Origin of the sequence: Geodermatophilus sp. CPCC 206100 (assembly GCF_048569675.1) — a bacterium.
Lineage (GTDB): Bacteria > Actinomycetota > Actinomycetes > Mycobacteriales > Geodermatophilaceae > Geodermatophilus.
Genome location: NZ_JAQISV010000045.1, coordinates 1 through 18,186, shown reverse-complemented (window position 1 = coordinate 18,186; position 18,186 = coordinate 1). Strand labels below are relative to the sequence as shown.

Sequence of the window (18,186 nt, the reverse complement as noted above, 5' to 3'; positions counted from 1 at the left end):
GGGTCGGCCACCCGCACAGGGCCCAAGGGCTCGCCGGGCGGGCTCGTCCGGGAGACGGCGCGGGCGGCGGCGCTCCTACCCTGGACCGGTGCGTCCCGAGCCCCTCCGCCTGCCCCCGCACGAGTGGACAGCGCGGACGTCGGCCCACGAGGCGCGGGCCGACGCGCTCACCGCCGGGCACCGCGCGCGCCGCGTCCGCGGCGAGGCGCACCCGGTCGAGGACTTCCTCTACGAGTACTACTCGACCCGGCCCGCCGTCCTGCGGCGCTGGCACCCGGGGGCCGGGACCGTGCTCGAGGCGGCCGCGGACGGCCCCGCCCCGCACGCCGGCCGGCGCTGGTACGCGACGGCCGAGGACGGCGCGGTCGGCCTGGACCCCGCCGCGTTCCTGGCCGACCGCGGCGACACCGTCGCCTTCGTCCACCGCCTGCTGGCGGCGACCGCCGCGCGGCCGGCGTTCACCGGCTGCTTCGGCCTGCACGAGTGGGCGATGGTCTACCGGCAGGGCGAGCACCGGCACCCGCTGCCGCTGCGACTCGGGCAGGCCGGCACCGACGCGGTGGTCGAGGCGGCCCCCGTCCGCTGCACCCACTTCGACGCCTTCCGCTTCTTCACCCCGGCCGCCGTCGGCCTCAACCGGGTGCAGCCCACGCGCGCCACCCAGCCCGACCTGGAGCAGCCGGGCTGCCTGCACGCGACCATGGACCTCTACAAGTGGGCCGCCAAGCTGGGTCCCGCCGTCCCCGGCGAGCTGCTGCTGGACTGCTTCGCCCTCGCCCGCGACGTCCGCGAGCTGGACATGCGGGCCTCGCCCTACGACCTGCGCGACCTCGGCCGGGCGCCCGTGCCGATCGAGACGCCCGCGGGCCGGACCGAGTACGCCGCCGCCCAGCGCGGCTTCGCCGAGCGGGGCGCGGCCCTGCGGGCACGGCTGCTCGACGTCACCGGGGCGCTGCTCGGCGGCCGGGACACCGACGCCGGGACGTCGGCAGCGGGTCGTACCGTCGGGGTGTGAGCTCGACCGGCAGGGAGGACCTGCGCACCGACCGCTGGCTGCGACTGGACGGGACGACCAACACCCGCGACCTGGGCGGGCTGCCCACCTCCGACGGCGGGACGACGCAGCCCGGCCGGATCCTGCGCAGCGACAACCTCCAGACGCTGAGCGAGGACGACGTCCGGTGGCTGATCGGCGACGCGCGGCTGCGGGAGGTCATCGACCTGCGCACCACCGCGGAGGTGCTCCTGGAGGGTCGCGGTCCCCTGCGCGCCGTCCCCGAGGTCACCCACCGGCACTTCAGCCTGCTGCCCGAGCGCGGGCACCACACCGACGTCTTCGCCGTCGAGGAGGCCGACGTCCCCGAGCTGCCGCAGGACTGGGCCGAGTCGCTGCTCCCCCGGCAGGTGGCCGAGAGCGACGAGGACGAGCCCCCGGCCGTGCGCTCCTACCTCGGGTACCTCGCGCACCGGCCCGACAACGTGCTCGGCGCCCTCCGCGCGCTGACGGCGGTGTCCGACGGCGCCTCGGTGGTGCACTGCGCGGCCGGCAAGGACCGCACCGGCGTGGTGGTCATGCTGTCCCTCGCGGTGGCCGGCGTGCCGCACGAGGAGATCGTCGCCGACTATGCCCTGACCGCCGAGGTCATCGACGCGCTGGTCGCCAAGCTGGCGGCCTCACCCACGTACGCCGAGGACATGGAGCGGCGCGACGTCGCCCTGCACACCCCGCGCGCGGAGACGATGGACCGGCTGCTGGCGTTGCTCGACGAGCGGCACGGCGGCCCACTGGGCTGGCTGACCGAGCACGGCTTCGGCCCCCGCGAGCAGGCCGCGCTGCGGGCCCGCCTCCGGGACTGACGGAGGCCGCGCTCAGGACTCGGGCGCCTCGGGTGCGTCCGCGCCGGTCCGGCCGGCGTGCTTGTGCCGGTACATCGCCGCGTCGGCGGCGCGCAGCAGCGCGTCCGCCGCGCCCCACTCCCCGCTGTGGACGGCGACCCCGATGCTCGTGCCGACGACCGCGTCGGTGCCGTCGAGCCGGAACGTCTCGTCGAAGCAGCCCCGCACCCGGGCCACCACGCGGTCGGCGTCCTCGGGCCGGGTCAGGCCGGGGAGGATGACGGCGAACTCGTCGCCGGACAGCCGCCCGACGGTGTCCCCCGGCCGGACGGCGGCGCGCAGGCGGGCCGACACCTGGCGGAGGAGCTCGTCTCCGGCGGCGTGGCCGAGGGAGTCGTTGACCGCCTTGAAGCGGTCGAGGTCGCAGAAGAGCACGGCCAGGTGCTGCTCGGGCCCGGTGCCGGCCAGCGCCGCGCCCAGCCGGTCGAGGAACAGCACGCGGTTGGGCAGCCCGGTCAGCGCGTCGTGCGTGGCCTGGTGGCGGACGGTCTCCAGCAGCCGGGCCTTCTGCAGCGCCGTCGAGGCCTGGTCGCCGACGCCGCGCAGCCGGTCCAGCGCGTCGCCGTCCAGGCGGGCGGGGGCCCGGCCGGGTGCCCAGCTGGCGGCGGCCACCCCGAGGAACGTGCGGCCGAACTGCATGGGCACGGCGACCGCCCGGGCGACCTCCAGCCGGGTGAGGAGCTCGGCCAGGGCGGGGCTGGCGGTCGCCGGGTCGAGGAACCGCGGCTCGCGGTCGGTGAGCATGCCGATCAGCTCGGGGGTGTCCTCGGCGGTCAGCGACGTCTGCAGCAGCAGCTCGCGCTGCCCTCCGAGCTGCCCGGCCGCGGCGGCGGTCACCAGGGAGCCCGCGCCGGGCTCCCACAGGAACAGCGCGCCGTTGTCGCAGCCGACGATCCCGGGCAGCGCCTCGGCGACCACCCGGCAGACGGCGGCGGCGTCCTCGGCCTGCGCCAGCTCGTGGGCGACGGCGAGCAGCGCGCCGGCGCGCGAGGCCTCCTGGCGGGAGCTCTCCAGCGCGAGCAGCAGGTCCAGCGCCGCGGCCGCGTGGCCGGCGTAGGCGGCCAGCATCTGCCGCTCGTCGCCGAGGGGCCCGCCTCCGGGGGAGTAGACCGCGGCCAGCCGGCCGTGGGTGCGGCGGCCCGAGGCCACGTCGACGGCGATGACGTGGGGGCCGGGGTCGGCCCCGGCCAGCAGTGCGGCCGCGAGCTCCTCGACCTCCGCGCGGGGCAGGCCGACGCCCTGCACGAGCGGCGGACCGCCGGCGGGGTCGGTGACGGCGAGGACGTGCCCGGGCGCGAGCACCGCCTCGGCCGCGCGGGCGACGATGCGCTGGAGGGCGGAGTCGACGTCGTCGCTCGCGACGAGGTCGGTGGCCGCCGCCTGCAGGATGCGCACCTGGTCGCGCAGCGCGGTGAGCTCCGGAGCGCTCACCGGACGGCGGCGCCAGCGGCGATGGCGCTGCCAGGTCAGCTGGTAGAGGCAGCCCGGGTGGCCGTCGGACTCGCACTCGCTGTGCCGCACCTCGGCCGGGGGCAGACCGAAGATCGCCGGCACCGTGCTGATCAGGCCCTGGGCGTAGGCGCAGTCCAGCCGCGAGTGCACGTACCCGGGACGCAGGCGGAAGCGGACGGTCGCCGACCGGGCACCGACCTCGAGGACCTCCATCGTCGAGGTGGTGGAGAACATGGCGATCGCGCGGGGCAGCTGCCGGAAGACGTGCCGCGGCGAGCCCATCGCGCGCACCAGCAGCACGAGTGCGGGGTGCATGCAGTGGCTCAGCGCCGCACGGCCGACCCGGAACATCGCGTCGGGGTCGCCGAGCACCTCCGTCGCGGCGGTGAACAGGCGGATGCGGGTGTCGTAGCTGGTCCAGGACGAGGCGCGGGACAGCTCCTCCGCGGTGCACGGCACACCGGCACGGCGCAGGACGTCCTCGACGGCGGCGTCGCCGGCCTGGGCGCGCACGTAGCCCAGCACGAGGGACGTGGTGGCCCCCGAGGTCTCCCGGGGTTCCGCCGGCAGGTCTCCGCTCATCGCCCGTCCCTCTCCGGCCACCGGGTGCCCGTGCGGCGGCGGCGCCGCACGCTCCCGGCCTCCCGCACCTCCATCGGCAGCCCAGGGCGCCGCGTTGAGCCGGCCACCCCCAAGGGGGGACGCCGGTCCGGTGCGGACTCCCTTGCACCCGCCGGGCTGGGAGAGTACAACGACAGATACCCCCACGGGGTATGAGTCACCGGGGGTTCGACGAGGAGGAGGTGTCTCCGATGGAGGCGACCGGACTGCACCAGCACGAGGGGCCCGCACACCAGGGACACGGCGGGGGCCGCGGACCGGCCTCGTGGGCCATGGCGGCGACCGCGACGCTGCACTGCCTGACCGGCTGCGCGATCGGGGAGGTCCTCGGCATGGTGATCGGGACGTCGCTCGGCCTGCCCGACGGCGCGACGGTCGCCCTGGCGGTGGCCCTGGCCTTCGTCTTCGGCTACGCGCTGACCATGCGCGGCGTGCTGCGGGTCGGCCTGCCGTTCCGGCGCGCCCTGCGGGTGGCCCTGGCCGCCGACACGCTCTCCATCGCGGTGATGGAGGTCGTCGACAACGCCGTCGTGCTGTCCGTCCCCGGGGCCATGGAGGCCGGCGTCACCAGCGCGCTGTTCTGGTTCGCCCTGGCCGGGGCGCTGGCCGTGGCGTTCGTCGTCACCCTGCCGGTGAACCGCTGGATGATCGGCCGCGGCAGGGGGCACGCCGTCGTCCACGGCCTCCACTGAAAGAGGACCCCGTCCTCCCCACCCTTCGCCAGCTCAGGGCGGGACCCCGTCCTCCCCACCCTTCGCCCGCTCAGGGCGGGACCCGGGACGGGGCCAGGAACCGACGAAATCCGGCGGCGGACAGCGAGCGACCCCGGTCTCCACACGAGGAGGCCGGGGTCGCACACGGTCGCGGCACCCCGCGGGTGCGGGGGCCAGGGAGGGGTCGTCGCTCAGCGGAGCGGGAACCCGCTCGCGTTCGCCATGGTGAGCAGCTCGTCGCGCATGGCCGGGCTGCTGCTGCGCGCGAGGGCGCGGTCCAGCGCCCGACGCGTCCGCGCCACCTGCCGACGCTGCCGCCAGCTCGCCGTCACGCTGTTCATCTCTGCTGCCTTCTCTCTCCGGTTCGGGGGCCTGCACCCTATGCAATGCAGGCAGGACCGAGACTATTCCGAAGAAAACGAAGGAGAGGTAGCCACGCGGTGACGTTCGTTCACCCCGTGGGGTGAGATCCGCCTCAGCCGGCGGCGAGGGCGGTCCGCGCGGCCGCCCGCGCGGCCTGCGGGTCGTCGGTGGCCAGCGCGGCCTCGGCGGCCGCCCGGCAGGCCGCCAGGTCGACCCCGGCCAGCCGGGCGCCCACCCCCGCGACCGACGACGTCGCGCAGGACAGCGAGGTGATCCCGAGGCCGACGAGGACGCAGGCCAGGAGCGGGTCGGCCGCCGCCTCCCCACAGACGCCCACGGGCTTGCCGGCCCGCTCGCCCGCCGCCGCGGTGAGCTGCACGAGGGCGAGCAGGGCCGGCTGCCACGGGTCGGTCAGGTCGGCGAGGTCGGCCGAGAGCCGGTCGGCGGCGAGCGCGTACTGCGACAGGTCGTTGGTGCCGATCGACAGGAAGTCGACGTGCCGGAGCAGCCGGTCGGCCAGCAGGGCCGCCGACGGCACCTCGATCATCACGCCGGGGACGAGGCCGCGGTCGCGCACCTGCCGGGCGAAGTCGGCCGCCTCGCCGACCGTGGCCACCATGGGCGCCATCACCCACGGCTGCGAGCCGGTCAGCCGGGCGGCCTCGGCGACGGCGTCGAGCTGCCGCTCGAGCAGCCCCGGGTCGCGGCGGGCGATGCGCAGGCCACGGACGCCGAGGGCCGGGTTCGCCTCGTCCGGGGGCGTGGCGAAGGCCAGGGGCTTGTCCGACCCGGCGTCCAGGGTGCGCAGGACGACCCGCCGTCCCTCGAAGGCGGCGAACACCTCCGCGTACCCGCGCGCCTGCTCGTCGACCGACGGCTCCTCCGCGCGCCCCAGGAAGGCCAGCTCGGTGCGCAGCAGCCCGACACCCTCCGCGTGCGCCGCGGCGGCCGCCCGCGCGCCGGCGCCGTCCTGCACGTTGGCGAGCACCTTGACCACCACCCCGTCCCGGGTGCGGCCGGGACCGCGGTAACCGGCCAGGGACTCGGCGGCCAGGCGGGCGGCGGTCACCCGCGCCCGCGCGTCCTCGGGGTCGGGGTCGACGGTCACCGTGCCGCGGTCGCCGTCGAGCAGGACGGTGGCGCCGGAGGGGACGTCGTCCAGTCCGTGGACCGCGACGACACAGGGCAGGCCGAGCTGGCGGGCGATGATCGCCGTGTGGCTGGTCGTGCCGCCCAGCCGGGTGGCCAGGCCGGTGACGCGGGCCGGGTCCAGCCCGGCGGTGTCGGCGGGCGCCAGGTCGTCGGCGAGCAGCACGGAGGGGACGACGGGGCTCGGCACGCCCGGCTCCCCCTGGCCGGTCAGCTCCGCCACGATCCGGTCGCGGACGTCGCGCACGTCGGTCACCCGCTCGGCCATGAGGCCACCGAGCCCGGTGAACAGGTCGACGAACTGCTGGGCGGCCTGCACGGTGGCGACCGCGGCGAGGGTCCCGCCGTCGATCCGCTGCTCCACGGCCGACAGCAGCCCGCGGTCACGAGCCAGGCCGGCGGTGGTCGCCAGGACCTCCGCGCTGACGCCGGTCGCCCCGGCCGCGCGCCGGCCCAGGCGGTCGGCGACGACGTCGGCAGCCGCGACGAAGCGCTGCTTCTCCCCGGCCCGCGCCTCCTCGGGGACGACCGTGCCGTCGTCCTCGGGCAGGCGCACCGCGCCGGACGGGCGGATCACCGGGCCGTACGCGACGCCCGGGACCACGGGCGTGCCGGGCAGCACGGCGGGGCCGGTGCCGACGGAGGGAGCAGCGGTGCTGGAAGTGGTGGTCATCAGTACCTGCCTGGGAGCCGTAGGGACCGGGGGCGCCGACGGACACGCCGTCCTGCTGGTGACCACGGTCACGGAAATCTGTTGACTTGTCAACGGATCGGACGTAGAACAACACCATCAAAAGCGCAAACCCACATGAACGGGCACGGGAAGGGGTGGTGCGGTGTACGCGGAGGAGCGACAGCAGGCCATCGCCGGGCTGGTCGCCGACCGCGGCCGCGTGGCGGTGACCGCGCTGGCCGAGGAGTTCGGCGTCACCACCGAGACGGTCCGGCGGGACCTGGCCGTCCTCGAGCGCGCCGGGATGCTGCGGCGGGTGCACGGCGGCGCGGTGCCGGCCGGGGCGCTGACCTACGTCGAGACGGCTCTGGGCGAGCGGCACGGCACCCGCAGCGAGCAGAAGCGGAAGATCGCCGCCGCCGCCCTCGACCTGCTCCCGGGCACCGACGGCAGCCTGCTGCTCGACGGCGGCAGCTCGACCGCCGCCCTCGCCGAGCTGCTGCCCCCGGACCGGCGGCTTTTCGTGGCCACGCACTCGGTGCCGATCGCCGCCCGGCTGGGCACGATGGCCGGGCTCTCCCTGTACGTGGTCGGCGGCCGGGTCCGCGGGATCACGCAGTGCGCCGTCGGCGAGCAGGCGATCACGACCCTCGCCGACCTTCGGGTGGACGTCGCCTTCCTCGGCACCAACGGGATCACCGCTGACCACGGGTTCACCACGCCGGACGAGGCCGAGGCGTCGGTCAAGCGCGCCATGACCCGCGCCGGTCAGCGGGTCGCCGTGCTCGCCGACAGCAGCAAGCTGGGCCGTGAGCACCTGGTCCGGTTCGCCGCCCCGGCCGACGTCGACGTGCTGGTCACCGACGACGGCGCCGACCCGGCGCTCGTGGCCCGGCTCGAGGACGCCGGCGTCGAGGTCGTGATCGCGTGAGCGCCGAGAGGCCGCCCACCGGCCGCATCGTCACCCTGACGGCCAACCCGAGCCTGGACCGCACGCTGGCCCTGCCCGGCCCGCTCGAGCGCGGCAGCGTGGCGCGGCTGGCGCCGAGCTCCACCGAGCCGGGTGGGAAGGGCGTCAACGTCGCCCGCGCGGTGGCCGCCGCCGGCGCCGACGTCGTCACCGTGCTGCCGGCCGCCGACGACGACCCGATCGTCGCCGCGCTGCACCGGCTGGGCCTCCCCCTGGCCACGGTGGCGGTCCCGACGCCGGTGCGCACCAACTACACCCTCGCCGAGCCCGACGGCACCACCACCAAGCTCAACGAGCCCGGCGCCCCGCTGGACGAGGCCACCCGCGCCCGCCTGACCGCCGTGCTGCACGAGTCGGCCGCCGGCGCCCGCTGGGTGGCCCTCTCCGGCTCGCTCCCGCCCGGGACCCCCGTCGGCTGGTACGCCGACCTGGTCCGGTCGCTGCGGGACACCGGTGCGCGGATCGCCGTCGACACCTCCGAGGCGCCCTTGCTGGCCCTGCTCGACGCCGGCCCGGACGCCGCGCCCGACCTCCTCAAGCCCAACGCCGAGGAGCTCGCCCAGCTGGCCGGCGCGACGGAGGCGGAGCTGACCGCCGACCGGGACGCCGCACTGGCGGCCGTCAGCACCCTGCACGCGCGCGGCGTGGCCGAGGTGCTGCTGACCCTCGGGGCGGACGGCGCGCTGCTGTCCTGCGCCGAGGGGGTGTGGTCGGCCGTCCCGCCGCGGATCGCCGTCCGCAGCACCGTCGGCGCCGGGGACTGCAGCCTGGCCGGCCACCTGCTGGCCGACCTGGCCGGCGCACCCCCCGCGGAGCGGCTCCGGGCCGCCGTCGCCTACGGAGCCGCCAGTGCATCGCTGCCCGGCTCCGCCGTCCCGACCCCGGCCCAGGTCGATCGGGCCGCCGTCGAGGTCACCGCCCTGGGGGCGCCCGTGGCCCCGACGTCCGCACCGCCCCGCACCGCCGTCCCGGCCGCCGGCCGCGACGTCCGCTGACCCCCTCCCGAGAGGTCCGCCATGCCCGACCTGATCACCCCTGACCTGGTGGCGCTCGACGCCGACCTGGGCACCGACAAGAGCGCGGTCGTCCGCCGCCTGGCCGCCCTGGTGGCCGGCGCGGGGCGCGCGACGAGCGCCGACGGCCTCGCCGGGGACGCCCTGGCCCGCGAGGCCCAGGCCGCCACCGGCCTGCCCGGCGGCATCGCCATCCCGCACTGCCGCTCGGAGGCGGTCACCGAGGCGTCGCTCGCCTTCGCCCGGCTGACTCCGGAGGTCGACTTCGGGGCCCCCGACGGGCCGGCGGACCTCGTCTTCCTCATCGCCGCCCCCGCGCACGGCGACGCCGACCACCTGACCCTGCTCACCGCCCTCGCCCGGGCGCTGGTGCGGCCGGAGTTCGTCGCGTCGCTGCGGGCGGCCGGGTCGGACGACGAGGTCGTCCGCCTGGTGCAGGAGGTCGTCTCCCCGGAGTCCGCGGCCGCGCCCGTCGGGTCCCCCGCCGGTGCGCCGGCGCCCACCCCGGCACCCGCGGTCCAGCCGCAGGCAGCCGCCGCCCGCCGCAGCGTGGTCGTGGTCAGCGCCTGCCCGACCGGCATCGCGCACACCTACATGGCCGCCGACAAGCTCACCGCCGCGGCGGCGGACGCCGGCGTCGACCTGCACGTGGAGACCCAGGGCTCCTCGGGCTCGACGCCGCTGGCCCCGGACGTCATCCGCAACGCCGACGCCGTCATCTTCGCCGTCGACGTGGGCGTCAAGGACCGCGACCGGTTCGCCGGCAAGCCCCTGGTCCAGTCGGGCACCAAGCGGGCGATCAACGAGCCGGACGTGATGATCCGCGAGGCGCTGGCCGCCGCGGACGACCCGAACGCCCGCCGGGTCCCCGGCGCGGGCGCCACGGGTGAGGCGCACGCCGCGTCGTCCTCGGCCGGCGGCCCCAGCTCCGGCGCGGAGATCCGCCGCTGGCTGCTGACCGGCGTCAGCTACATGATCCCGTTCGTCGCGGCCGGCGGCCTGCTCATCGCGCTGGGCTTCCTGTTCGGCGGCTACCAGATCGTCAACCCGAACCCGGACGTCGAGGGCCAGAGCTTCGCGCTCAGCTGGGTGCTCAACAACTCGTTCTTCGACCTGCCGACCGCCGCCCCGCTCGAGGGGCTCAACGACGGGTTCTTCGGGTACCTCGGCGCGGTCTGCACGGTGCTGGGCCAGGCCGCCTTCGGCTTCCTCGTCCCCGCGCTGGCCGGCTACATCGCCTACGCGATCGCCGACCGGCCCGGCATCGTCCCCGGCTTCGTCGTCGGTGCCGTCTCCGTCACCGTGGGCGCCGGCTTCATCGGCGGCCTGGTGGGCGGCATCATCGCCGGCTTCGCCGCGCTGTGGATCAGCCGCTGGAAGCTGCCGCTCGGTGTCCGGGGCCTCCAGCCGGTCGTGATCATCCCGCTGCTCGCGACGCTGATCTCCAGCGGCCTGATGGCCGTCGTCCTCGGCCGGCCCCTGGCCGCCGCGCTGACCGGCCTGGGCAACTGGCTCAACGGCCTGACCGGCACCTCGGCGGCGCTGCTCGGGATCATCCTCGGCCTGATGATGTGCTTCGACCTCGGCGGACCGGTGAACAAGGCGGCCTACGTCTTCGCCACCACCGGGCTGGCCGCCGGCAGCGGCGCCCCGCTGGTGATCATGGCGACCGTCATGGCCGCCGGCATGGTGCCCCCGCTGGCGATGGCGCTGAGCACGGCCGTCCGCCCGAAGCTCTACACCCCGGCCGAGCGGGACAACGGCAAGGCGGCCTGGCTGCTGGGTGCCTCGTTCATCTCCGAGGGCGCCATCCCGTTCGCCGCGGCCGACCCGCTGCGGGTCATCCCGTCGATGATGCTCGGCGGGGCGACGACCGGCGCGATCGTCGCGGCGGCCGGGGTCGAGCTGCGCGCCCCGCACGGCGGCATCTTCGTGTTCTTCGCGATCACCGGGCTGCTGTGGTTCGTGATCGGGATCCTCGCGGGCATGGTCGTCGGCGCCGTCGCGGTGACCGTCGCCAAGACGATCGGCCGCCCGAAGGCCGACGCCGTCCCCGAGGACGCCGTGGACCTGGCGCACGCCCACGTCGCCGCCCCCGTCACCCAGCCGACCCGGGCCTGACCGGGCAGGCTGTGACCACCGATCCCCCGCAGCGAGGAAGAGGACAGATGCCCAGTCAAGTCGTCACCGTCGGCTCGCGGGTCGGGCTGCACGCCCGCCCGGCCGCGCTCATCGCCGAGGCCGTCGGCAAGGCCGGGGTGCCGGTCACCCTGGCGACGGCCGGCGGGAACCCGGTGGACGCCGGCTCGCCGTTGATGATCATGACCCTCGGCGCCAAGAAGGGCACGGAGGTCGTCGTCACCAGTGACGACCAGGCCGTGCTCGACCAGATCGCCGGCATGGTCGCCCAGGACCTCGACGCCGACTGACCGACCGACGACGGCGCCCGCCCCTGCAGCAGGGGGCGGGCGCCGTCACGTGAGGTGCTGGAACGGCGCCCTCGCAGGATCCCGCCGCGAGCGTGCGAGCGGTGGGGGCGAGGGCGTCCTTCAGGGCTGGTCGGGCCGGGGGACCTCACCGCGCCAGGCACCGGTCTCGGTGCCCCGGCTCTCGATGAACTCCTTGAACTTCTTGGCGTCGGCCTTGACCTGCCGGTCGTCGAAGCCGAGGGCCGCGCCGGCCTTCTCGACCAGCCCCTCCGGCTCCCAGTCGATCTGGATCATCACGCGGGTCTTGGCGTCGTCGAGGCGGTGGAAGGTCACCACGCCCGCGTGCTTGGCCTCGCCGCTGGTGCTGGTCCAGGCCACCCGCTCCTCGGGGCGCTGCTCGGTGATCTCCGCGTCGAACTCGCGCTTCACGCCGTCGATGTTGGTGATCCAGTGGGTGCGCGTGTCGTCGAGCTGGGTGATCCGCTCGACCCCGCCCATGAACTGCGGGAAGGTCTCGAACTGCGTCCACTGGTCGTAGGCCACCCGGATCGGGACGTCGACGTCGATGGCTTCCTGCACGCTGGCCACGGGAACTCTCCTCTGTCTCGGGAACTCGGTGGTGCACCGCCTACCCAGCCGACCGGTCCCGAACACGCGTCAGCGCAGGGCGGCCGCCACGCTGCCGCGCACGGGGAGCTCCTCGGACAGCAGCAGCATCTGGCTGAGGTGGTAGGCGTCGGGCTGCCCGTCCCACGTCCCCGAGGTGACCTCGCCGGACGGCGCCAGCTCGTGGTGCCAGCTCCCGGTGACGGGGTCGGCGAACCGCTGCTCGCCGTGGTCGCGCCACCGCCGGACCAGGTCGCGGTAGCGCTGCTCGCCGGTGACCTGGGCGAGCACCGCGGCGGCGGCGATCGCCTCGCAGAGCACCCAGTGCATGCGGGCGCCGACCACCACGCGGTCCGCCCAGTCCAGCGTGTAGGGGAACCCGTCGTGCCCGTCGGCGGCCCAGCCGCGCTCGGCGGCGGCGCCGAACAGGCCGACCGCGTCCTCGAGCAGCCAGTCCGGCGGGTCCGGGGTGACCGCCCGGACGTGCAGGGCGAGGCGGGCCCACTCGAACTGGTGCCCGATCGTCACGCCGTAGGGCCGGAACTGGTGGGCGGGGTCGTCGCGGTTGTACTCGGGCAGCGGCGTCCACCCGGGGGTGAAGTGCTCGGGCAACCGCCAGTCGCCCTCCCGCGCCCAGCCGTGCAGGACCCGCTCCACGGTGCGCAGCGCCTGGGCCCGCAGCTGCGCCGCCCGCGGGTCGTCGCCCAGCGCGTCGGCGGCCGCCAGGGACGCCTCGACGCCGTGCATGTTGGCGTTGACGCCGCGGTAGTCCGACAGCCGCGTCCAGCCGGCGTCCCACTCCTCGACCGCGAGTCCGGCCGCGTCGTCCCAGAACCGGGTCTGCCAGACGTCGAGCGCGGCGTCGAGCAGCGCCCGACCCCTGTCCGCGCCGACCACCGTGGCCGTCGCCCCCGCGAGGACGACGAAGGCGTGCACGTACGCCGACTTGGTGTCGTCCTCGGCCGTCGCGCGCCAGCCGCCGGCGTCGTGGTCGCGCAGCGGCCCGTCGGTCAGCGCCGCGACTCCGTGACGGACCAGTTCCTCCGCACCCGGCCGGCCCAGGAGCTGGGCGAGGCCGAAGACGTGGGTCTTGCGCGCGGTGATGAACGTCATCAGCGGGCGGTCGGCGAACACCTGCCCGTCCGCACCGAGGAAGCCGAACCCGCCCGGCACCGCGGAGCGCTCGGCGAAGTCGAGCAGCCGTGGCAGGTCGGTCATCGCGGACGGCGGGCCGCGACGACGTCCCGGGCCACGCGGGCGGTGGCGGCGCAGAGCACGAGCAGGAGGAGGAGCCGCACGAACCCGGCGCCGATGTTGGCCCCGCCCTCGTCCGACGCCAGGACGGCGGCGTCCAGCAGGGCGAGCACCACGACGGCGGCCAGGACGACGAACCCGGTCCGGCGTTGCCCCCCGTCGCCGTGCGCCGCGAGCAGGACCCCCGCCGCCAGCGCGAACAGGTGGCCGATGACCTGCAGCAGCCACGGCAGCGTCCCCTGATCGAGGCCCGGACGGGAGCCGCTGACCGCGATCGAGGCGCCGGTGAGCACGACGAACAGCACCAGGGCGAGCAGCGGGAGTCGTCGGTCCACGGCAGGTCCTCCGTCGGGCGGGTCGGTCAGAACGCCAGGGCGGTGCCGGGGTCGGCCAGCAGCGCGCCGACGTCGGCGAGGAACCGGCTGCCCAGCTCCCCGTCGATGATGCGGTGGTCGAACGACAGCGCCAGCTGGGTCACCTGCCGCGGCCGGACCTTCCCCTTGTGCACCCACGGCATCTCGCGGACGGCGCCGAACGCCAGGATCGCCGACTCACCCGGGTTGAGGATCGGCGTCCCGGTGTCCACGCCGAACACCCCGACGTTGGTGATCGTGATCGTGCCGCCGGTCATGTCCGCGGGCGCGGTCCGCCCGGCGCGCGCGGTCTCGGTCAGCTCGGCCAGCGCACCGGCCAGCTCGGCCAGCGACAGCCGGTCGGCGTCCTTGACGTTGGGGACCACCAGTCCGCGCGGCGTGGCCGCGGCGATGCCGAGGTTCACCTGCCCGTGGACGACGATCTCCTGCGCGGCCTCGTCCCAGGAGCTGTTGACCATCGGGTGCCGGCGGACCGCGAGCAGCAGCGCCTTGGCCACGAAGAGCAGCGGGCTCACCTTGACGCCGGCGAACTCGGGCCGGGCCGCGAGCCGGGTGCGCAGCTTCATCATCCGCGTCACGTCGATGGTGAGGAACTCGGTGACGTGCGGCGCGGTGAACGCGCTGGCCACCATCGCCGCGGCGGTGTGCTTGCGGACCCCCTTGATCGGGATGCGCTGGACCTCCCCCGCGGCGACCGGCGCGAGCGGCTGCGGCACCGGCACCGGTTCCGCGGCGGTGACGCGCCCGGCGGCGGCCTCGACGTCGGCGCGGGTGATGACCCCGCCGGCGCCGCTGCCGGTCAGCGCGGCCAGGTCCACGCCGAGGTCCTTGGCCAGCTTGCGCACCGGCGGCTTGGCCAGCGGCCGCGGCCGCCCCTGCCCGGGCCGGGCGACGAGCGCGGTCGCCGCGTCCTCGGCCAGCGCGTGGGCCTCCGCCTGCCGCCCGACCTCCAGGCCCCCGTGCCGCACGGGCTTGGTGGTCGCGTCCGGTGCGGTGGTGAGCAGCGGCGGGTGGTCGGTCCCGCCGGAGCCGTAGTCGGCCCCGGGCAGCTGGGCGGGTGCGGGGTGCGCGTGGACGGCGCGGCGCGGGCGGCGGCGGGCCTCCGTGGTGCGCGGCCCGTAGCCGACGAGCACCGCCGTCCGGCCGCCGGGAGCCGCTCCGCCGATCAGCCCGGCCTGGACCTCCGCGCCCGCGCCGTCGCCGTCGGGGGCCGGCGCCGAACCGCCGATGTCGATCGTGATGATCGGCGACCCGACGTCGACGGTGGCCCCGGCGTCGTGCAGCAGCGCGGTGACCGTGCCGGCCCACGGCGAGGGAAGCTCGACGGCGGCCTTGGCCGTCTCCACCTCGCACAGCGGCTGGTTGACCGTGACCGTGTCGCCGACGGCGACCAGCCACTGCAGGATCTCGCCCTCGGTCAGCCCCTCGCCGACGTCGGGCAGCTTGAACTGCCGCAGCTCGCCCATCCTCAGAAGCCCATCGCGCGGTCGACGGCGTCCAGCACCCGGTCGAGGTCGGGCAGGTACTCCTCCTCGAGCTTCGCCGGCGGATACGGGGTGTCGTAGCCGCCCACCCGCAGCACCGGCGCCTCCAGCGAGTGGAAGCAGGTCTCGGTGACCCGTGCGGCGATCTCCGCGCCGAGGCCCAGCGTCAGCGGCGCCTCGTGCACGACGACGCAGCGGCCGGTGCGGCGCACGCTGTCGTACACCGGGTCGAGGTCGAGGGGGGAGAGGGCGCGCAGGTCGACGACCTCGAGGGAACGGCCCTCCTCGGCCGCGGCCTCGGCCGCCTGCAGCGCGGTCTTCACCATGGGGCCGTAGGCCAGGACGGTGACGTCGTCCCCGCCGCGGACCACCCGGGAGGCGAACAGCGGCTCCGGGGTGGCGTCGGGGTCGACCTCCGCCTTCTCCCAGTACCGGCGCTTGGGCTCGAGGAACACGATCGGGTCGGGGTGGGCGATCGCCTGCTGGATGCCCCAGTAGGCGTCGACCGGGTTGCTGACCGCGACGACCTTGAGGCCGGGGGTGTGCCCGAAGTAGGCCTCGGGGCTCTCGCTGTGGTGCTCCACGGCGCCGATACCCCCGCCGAACGGGATGCGGATGACGATCGGCATCGCCAGCCTCCCGCGGGACCGGGCGTGGATCTTGGCGACCTGCGTGACGATCTGGTTGTAGGCGGGGAAGACGAAGCCGTCGAACTGGATCTCGCAGACCGGCCGGTAGCCGCGCATCGCCAGGCCGACGGCGGTGCCGAGGATCCCGGCCTCGGCCAGCGGGGTGTCGACGACGCGGTCCTCGCCGAAGTCCTTCTGCAGGCCGTCGGTGATGCGGAAGACGCCGCCGAGGCGGCCGATGTCCTCGCCCATCAGCACGACCTTGGCGTCGTCCTCCATCGCCTTGCGCAGGCCGAGGTTGAGTGCCTTGCCGATGGTGAGCGTCTGGGCGGTCACCGGTGGCCTCCCTCGAAGCTCGCCTGGTACGCCTCGAACCCGGCCTGCTGGGCGGCCAGGTGCGGGGTCTGCTCGGCGTAGACCCGGTCGAAGATCGCCGACCCCGGCGGGTCCGGCATCTCGACCGTGCCGCTGCGGATGCGCGCGGCGAGCTCGTCGGACTCCGCCTCGACCCCGTCGAAGAACGCGGAGTCGGCGACGCCGGTGCGCGCCAGGTGGGCCTTGAGCCGGGCGATGGGGTCGCGCAGCTTCCACTCCTCCAGCTCGCTGGCCAGCCGGTAGCGCGTCGGGTCGTCGGAGGTGGTGTGCGCGCCCATCCGGTAGGTGAAGGCCTCGATGAACGTCGGGCCCTGCCCCTCGCGGGCGGCGGCGAGGGCGGCCCGCGTGACCGCGAGGACGGCGAGGACGTCGTTGCCGTCGACGCGGACGCCGGGGAAGCCGAAGCCCGCAGCGCGCTGGTACAGCGGCACCCGCGACTGGCGCTCGAGCGGCACGCTGATCGCGTACTGGTTGTTCTGGCAGAAGAAGACGACGGGTGCGGAGAAGCTCGCCGCCCAGATCATCGCCTCGTTGACCTCGCCCTGGCTGGTCGCGCCGTCGCCGAGGAAGGCCAGCGCGGCGGACTCGGCGCCGTCGCGCTGCAGCCCCATCGCGTAGCCGGTGGCGTGCAGGCACTGGGCCCCGATGACGACGGTGTAGAGGTTGAAGCCGGTGGCCACCGGGTCCCAGCCGCCGTTGTCCACGCCGCGGAACAGGCTGATGACGTGCAGCGGGTCGACGCCGCGGGTCCACGCGACGCCGTGCTCCCGGTAGGTCGGGAACGCGGTGTCACCGGGCCGCATCGCGCGGCCGGCGCCGATCTGGGCGGCCTCCTGCCCCAGCAGCGAGGCCCAGATGCCCAGCTCGCCCTGGCGCTGCAGGGCGGTGGCCTCGACGTCCCACCGGCGGACCAGGACGAGGTCGCGGTACAGGCCGCGGAGTTCGTCGTCGGAGAGCTCGATCGAGTACTCGGGGTGCTCGACGAGCTCGCCCTCGGGTGTCAGGAGCTGGACGAGGTCGGGCTGTTGCGGGAGGTGGGGTGCCCCGGCCCCGGGTACGGGGTCGACCACCTCGGTGGTTCCGCTCGACAGGCTCACGGCTCACTCCTCCGTCGGCCGCTCGGGCCGGGGTCGCCGGCGCCAGGCGGTGCTGGACGTCTCGTGGCACCGGGGTGTGGCGCCACTCACACATCGTGGCACGCCCCCCGCCCGACCGAGAAGATCACCGCTCCTGCGGGATGCGCAAGGGGGATCCCATCAGGTGCGCAGAATGCTCGGTACTAGGACGTCCACGCATGTCAGACTGAGCACCGTGCCGGCCGTTGACGCCACCGACGCGCGCCTCCTGCAGGCGCTGTCCGAGGACCCCCGAGCGACCGTGATGGCACTGTCCCAGAAGCTGGGGCTGGCCCGGAACACGGTGCAGGCGCGCCTCACCCGGCTCGAGGGCAGCGGCACGCTGGCGCCCTTCGAGGCCCGCGTCCGCCCCGAGGCCCTCGGCTACCGGTTGTCGGCCTACGTGACGGTGCAGGTGGTGCAGCGCAGCCTGGCGGACGTCGGCGATGCGCTCGCCCACATCCCGGAGGTGCTGGAGGTGACCGCACTCTCCGGGGTCGCAGACCTCTTGGTGCGGGTCGTGGCGACCGACGCCGACGACCTGTGGCGGATCACCGAGCGCGTGCTGGCCATCCCCGGGGTGCAGCGCACCGACACCGCACTGGCGCTGCGCCGGCTGGTCGACCACCGGATCGCTCCGCTGCTCGAGCGCGCCGCCGGCCCGGACGGGGCCTGACGAGGGCGGGTACTCACCGTTGTCCCAGCGCGACTGCCAAGGGGGCGGCTGGGACTGTGGACAGCCGCCTGACCTGGGGATTCGCGTAGTGGACGGCGCCTGATCGCGGTACTATTCGAGCACGTGATCGAAGCTGCCGGGAGGTGTCGTGGACGGGTTGTCGTCGGTGCTCGACACGCTCGCGGGCGGTGACCTGGCCGGGTTGGGCGACGGGGAGCTGCTGGACCGGATCGCGGCGCTGGTCGCCGCGCGGAACCGGATCGAGGCGGAGCTGGCCCGCACGGTGCGGGCCGCGGACGTCCGGCGGGCCGCGGAGCACGACGGGCTGACGACGATGCGCTCCTGGCTGCGCGGGCACGCCCGGTTGTCCGCGGCCGAGGCCGGCCGGGTGGTG

The 18,186-nt window shown here is 75.6% G+C and carries 16 protein-coding genes and 1 pseudogene; 9 read left to right on the top strand and 8 right to left on the bottom strand.

Annotated features, from left to right (window positions below):
* Positions 1-88 precede the first annotated feature (88 nt).
* Entirely contained in the window at positions 89-1,015 is a 927-nt protein-coding gene (locus PGN05_RS19590; RefSeq protein WP_419754247.1) for a 3-methyladenine DNA glycosylase, read from the top strand.
* Positions 1,012-1,857, top strand: coding sequence for a tyrosine-protein phosphatase (locus PGN05_RS19585; RefSeq protein WP_419754246.1), 846 nt, complete (start codon positions 1,012-1,014; stop codon positions 1,855-1,857). Before PGN05_RS19590 ends, PGN05_RS19585 begins: the two co-directional genes overlap by 4 nt.
* Before the next feature lie 12 nt (positions 1,858-1,869).
* On the opposite strand, the gene PGN05_RS19580 is transcribed toward PGN05_RS19585, so the two are convergent.
* Positions 1,870-3,930, bottom strand: a complete 2,061-nt coding sequence (locus PGN05_RS19580) for a diguanylate cyclase domain-containing protein (RefSeq protein ID WP_419754245.1) — start codon at positions 3,928-3,930, stop codon at positions 1,870-1,872.
* 230 nt (positions 3,931-4,160) lie between these two features.
* Between PGN05_RS19580 and PGN05_RS19575 the strand changes: the two genes are divergently transcribed.
* A complete protein-coding gene (locus PGN05_RS19575) occupies positions 4,161-4,661 on the top strand; it encodes a DUF4396 domain-containing protein (RefSeq protein WP_419754244.1) in 501 nt (166 codons plus the stop codon).
* Between the two features lie 496 nt (positions 4,662-5,157).
* Here PGN05_RS19575 and PGN05_RS19570 read toward each other — a convergent pair whose 3' ends face one another.
* Entirely contained in the window at positions 5,158-6,867 is a 1,710-nt protein-coding gene (locus PGN05_RS19570) for a phosphoenolpyruvate--protein phosphotransferase (protein ID WP_419754243.1), read from the bottom strand.
* Positions 6,868-7,030: 163 nt separating this feature from the next.
* On the opposite strand from PGN05_RS19570, the gene PGN05_RS19565 reads away from it, so the two are divergent.
* Genes PGN05_RS19565 through PGN05_RS19550 form a run of 4 tightly spaced genes read left to right on the top strand, consistent with a single transcriptional unit; the run spans position 7,031 to position 11,279 of the window.
* Positions 7,031-7,798: a DeoR/GlpR family DNA-binding transcription regulator gene (locus PGN05_RS19565; RefSeq protein ID WP_419754242.1), complete on the top strand. Its 768-nt coding sequence runs from the start codon at positions 7,031-7,033 to the stop codon at positions 7,796-7,798.
* Positions 7,795-8,832, top strand: coding sequence for a 1-phosphofructokinase family hexose kinase (locus tag PGN05_RS19560; RefSeq protein WP_419754241.1), 1,038 nt, complete (start codon positions 7,795-7,797; stop codon positions 8,830-8,832). Before PGN05_RS19565 ends, PGN05_RS19560 begins: the two co-directional genes overlap by 4 nt.
* A 21-nt stretch (positions 8,833-8,853) precedes the next feature.
* Complete coding sequence (locus PGN05_RS19555; RefSeq protein WP_419754240.1) at positions 8,854-10,971, top strand: PTS fructose transporter subunit IIABC; 2,118 nt, start codon at positions 8,854-8,856, stop codon at positions 10,969-10,971.
* Between the two features lie 47 nt (positions 10,972-11,018).
* Positions 11,019-11,279, top strand: coding sequence for an HPr family phosphocarrier protein (locus tag PGN05_RS19550; protein ID WP_419754239.1), 261 nt, complete (start codon positions 11,019-11,021; stop codon positions 11,277-11,279).
* Between the two features lie 120 nt (positions 11,280-11,399).
* On the opposite strand, the gene PGN05_RS19545 is transcribed toward PGN05_RS19550, so the two are convergent.
* From PGN05_RS19545 to pdhA, 6 genes are all read right to left on the bottom strand, one after another.
* Positions 11,400-11,867: an SRPBCC family protein gene (locus PGN05_RS19545; protein ID WP_419754238.1), complete on the bottom strand. Its 468-nt coding sequence runs from the start codon at positions 11,865-11,867 to the stop codon at positions 11,400-11,402.
* Between the two features lie 69 nt (positions 11,868-11,936).
* Positions 11,937-13,103: an AGE family epimerase/isomerase gene (locus PGN05_RS19540; protein WP_419754237.1), complete on the bottom strand. Its 1,167-nt coding sequence runs from the start codon at positions 13,101-13,103 to the stop codon at positions 11,937-11,939.
* Positions 13,100-13,474 carry a hypothetical protein gene (locus PGN05_RS19535; protein ID WP_419754236.1) on the bottom strand — a complete coding sequence of 125 codons (375 nt, stop codon included), beginning with the start codon at positions 13,472-13,474 and terminating at the stop codon, positions 13,100-13,102. The genes PGN05_RS19540 and PGN05_RS19535 overlap by 4 nt, the downstream gene beginning before the upstream one ends.
* A 26-nt stretch (positions 13,475-13,500) precedes the next feature.
* A complete protein-coding gene (locus PGN05_RS19530; protein WP_419754235.1) occupies positions 13,501-14,979 on the bottom strand; it encodes a dihydrolipoamide acetyltransferase family protein in 1,479 nt (492 codons plus the stop codon).
* A gap of 2 nt (positions 14,980-14,981) precedes the next feature.
* Positions 14,982-15,962 (bottom strand): alpha-ketoacid dehydrogenase subunit beta, encoded by a 981-nt coding sequence (locus PGN05_RS19525; RefSeq protein ID WP_419754234.1) that lies wholly within the window; start codon positions 15,960-15,962, stop codon positions 14,982-14,984.
* Positions 15,959-17,098 (bottom strand): pyruvate dehydrogenase (acetyl-transferring) E1 component subunit alpha, encoded by a 1,140-nt coding sequence (gene pdhA / locus PGN05_RS19520; RefSeq protein ID WP_419754233.1) that lies wholly within the window; start codon positions 17,096-17,098, stop codon positions 15,959-15,961. The genes PGN05_RS19525 and pdhA overlap by 4 nt, the downstream gene beginning before the upstream one ends.
* Before the next feature lie 214 nt (positions 17,099-17,312).
* Between pdhA and PGN05_RS19515 the strand changes: the two genes are divergently transcribed.
* A complete protein-coding gene (locus tag PGN05_RS19515; RefSeq protein ID WP_419754232.1) occupies positions 17,313-17,792 on the top strand; it encodes an Lrp/AsnC family transcriptional regulator in 480 nt (159 codons plus the stop codon).
* 148 nt (positions 17,793-17,940) lie between these two features.
* A pseudogene (locus tag PGN05_RS19510) lies at positions 17,941-18,186 on the top strand (endonuclease); the annotation flags it as partial.